Source organism: Acetobacter pomorum (genome assembly GCF_002738225.1).
GTDB lineage: Bacteria > Pseudomonadota > Alphaproteobacteria > Acetobacterales > Acetobacteraceae > Acetobacter > Acetobacter pomorum.
Map to the genome: position 1 here is coordinate 1 of NZ_PEBQ01000148.1, position 1291 is coordinate 1291.

At 52.5% G+C, this 1291-nt stretch carries 1 protein-coding gene; it reads right to left on the bottom strand.

Annotation, left to right across the window (positions count from 1 at the left end):
* Positions 1-1291: TonB-dependent receptor (locus tag CSR02_RS12220; protein WP_143225578.1), on the bottom strand; the 1291-nt coding region annotated here is incomplete at both ends.

Sequence of the window (1291 nt, forward strand, 5' to 3'; positions counted from 1 at the left end):
TCGAAATACCAGTGCAAACGATGTGCCCAGCCAAACCGGGCGGGGGGATCATAATGTATTTCAAGATTAAGCAGCGCATACCCCGGCGCTTTCAGGCGATTGGCGTTATCTAGCCAGTAAGAATCACGCCACGTGACTTCCGCGTATCCGCCCAGCCCTTCCAGTAAACCGTCAGGCTGGTCATAAAGAAAGCGGGCATTAAGAAAATTGGGAATGACCCCGGGGATATAATGCCCTTTACGGCTGAAGCTGTGTGAGAGCGTGCTGTTGGAAAGAACTTCGGTATAATTGGTATAAATCTGGTTATCATAGGTGTAGCTCAGTTTAACCCGACCGCCGGGAAGCATTTTGGGCAACGGCTTCCACGCCACACCCAGAACAACACCACGATGTTCGGACGCGGGTGCGTTAAAAGTGTAGGAACCAACGGTGTTGACACCGGCAGACTGGCTGACCAGTTCGTTCTTATAAAACTCGTAAAAACCTGTTGCCTGAATGCTGATCGTCGAAGAGGGATGCCAGTCAGCGCCCAGATCAATGCCGACACTTGTCTGGCTTTTCAGTTGTGTATTGTTCCCGTATTCCCCCTGTGGCGTAATGAAAAGATTGGAAGAGGATGGGGTGCCATAGGCTGTGCCAACACGGGTATGAAGCGTCCAGTCTTTTGATGGCGTATAAATCAACGCGCCTTCTGGCGCGAGATTGAAATAGAAACGATTGGCTGTGATGGCCCGCTGGGTGTTGAGCGTTGCGGAGTAGCCATAGAGTGTTTCGGTTGCGCCAATATCGGAATATGTGCCGCCAAGCCCGGCGACAATGTGCCAGTCGGGTGCAAAATGCCAGTCTTCCTGAAAGCGCGCTCCGAGATTCCACTGGTGCCCGTAGCTTTCGGAATTCATGGCCCCTCGTGTTGCACCGCCCAGGGGCATGATGTTGTAAGTCTGTGAACCAAAATCGAGATAATCAAAATTCACGCCAGCAAATGTTTCCAACGCTCTGCCCGCAAGTTGCACATGGTTGGTTATGTCGCTGCTTACATTATAGGAATTATAAGGACCGACATACGCCATAGGGGACGTTGGCTGGTCGATATGGCGCTGATCGTATGTAAACTGGTTTCGCCATGTTGTGTGGCTGTTGAAATCATGCTCCCAGCGCAGGCCAACCACCGTGCGCCGATCAAAGCGCCCCAACCCTGCCTCTTCAGGGCTCATGGCAACCTTCGCGCCATAGCGGCCATTGACCAACAGATTGACAGATGCGCAGCCAGTTGCTGCGCTGGACGCATTGG